Annotated in this window: 1 protein-coding gene; it reads right to left on the bottom strand. The window is 67.8% G+C overall.

The window, feature by feature from the left end; all coding sequences use genetic code 11:
- Positions 1 to 622: 622 nt before the first annotated feature.
- Entirely contained in the window at positions 623 to 952 is a 330-nt protein-coding gene (locus ABZ904_RS51340) for a hypothetical protein (RefSeq protein ID WP_361831253.1), read from the bottom strand.
- Positions 953 to 1142 lie beyond the last annotated feature (190 nt).

The raw sequence follows: 1142 nt of genomic DNA, 5'->3' as shown, positions 1-1142 counted from the left end.
CGGCGGACATCACCGTCTCTCCGACTGCGGCATCGACGACGCGCTCGTCGCCCTCGGTGCTGACGTAGACCACCTTCGGCACGTACGACTCCTTCTCTTATGGCCTAACCAATATACCTAACCTATGGTCGCTTCGCCACGCGCGGGAGTTTGCGTGCCGAGGTGGCGGTGTGCCGCGGCGCACCGCAGGATGGTTGGCGCGGGAAGGACGGACCGAGCCTCGGCGCGGCACGGAGACGTCGCACTGCCGCGAGGGCCCTTCTGCGGGAGACAGCCAGCGCGGCTCGCACCGCGGTGTGGAGACGGCAGAGTGTCGATGACAGCGGCGCCGGGCTTCCGAGAGCGAATGCCGACACCGGCGTGGCGGGCGGCCAGTTGTGGAGTGTGGAGTACCCGATGCCGCCGACCATGCTGGCAACCACGGCAGACGTGGTGGTTGGCCAGCTTCGGCGTGCAGTTGGCGGAGCTCGCAGTGGCGCTTCCGGAGGCCATCCAGACGGTGCATCTACCTGACTTCCGCAGTTGGTGGGCATATGGAGACGCCGGAATTGGGACCTGAAATACGGAAACGACGAGGCTGCGGCCACGCGGGCGTATGCCCACGCAGCTGCGTCCTGGCTGGTCAGGCCGAGGCTGCGGGGGTGATCCGGGGTGGTGGTTTGATGCCGCAGTCGCGGTAGAGGGCGGCCTGCTCGGTGGTGGGCGGGGTGGTCTGGACGAGCTGTCCGGCGTCGCCGGTGAGCGTGACCTCGTGGACGCGGCCGAGCTGGGTCGCGATGCGGTTCCAGGTCTGGCCGGTGCGGCGCTCGGTGACACGGATCAGCAGAAGCGCAAGCGAGCGCAGCAGCAGGTGGGCGCGGATGCGGTGTTCGAGGCGATGGAAGACTGGCCGCAGTTCCAGCACCCTCCTCAGGTCACGAAGCCCGCGCTCAAGGAGCAAGCCAGACTGCACACATGGACGAGATGGTGGCGGGGAAACGTGGTCACGCTTGGTTCGGCTCGGCGTCCTGTCGTCCAGGAGATTGATGGCGGCGCGGGCGTGGCCGGGAACGTCGACCGCGTCTCGCAGGTCATCGTCGACCAGATCAAGCTCCTCATTCGTGACGGGCGGCTGCAGCCGGGCGATCGTCTGCCGAGTGAGC

Origin of the sequence: Streptomyces sp. NPDC046900, assembly GCF_040644975.1 — a bacterium.
Classification (GTDB): domain Bacteria; phylum Actinomycetota; class Actinomycetes; order Streptomycetales; family Streptomycetaceae; genus Streptomyces.
The sequence above is the reverse complement of the archived record's forward strand: the minus strand, read 5'-3'. Positions and strand labels throughout refer to the sequence as shown.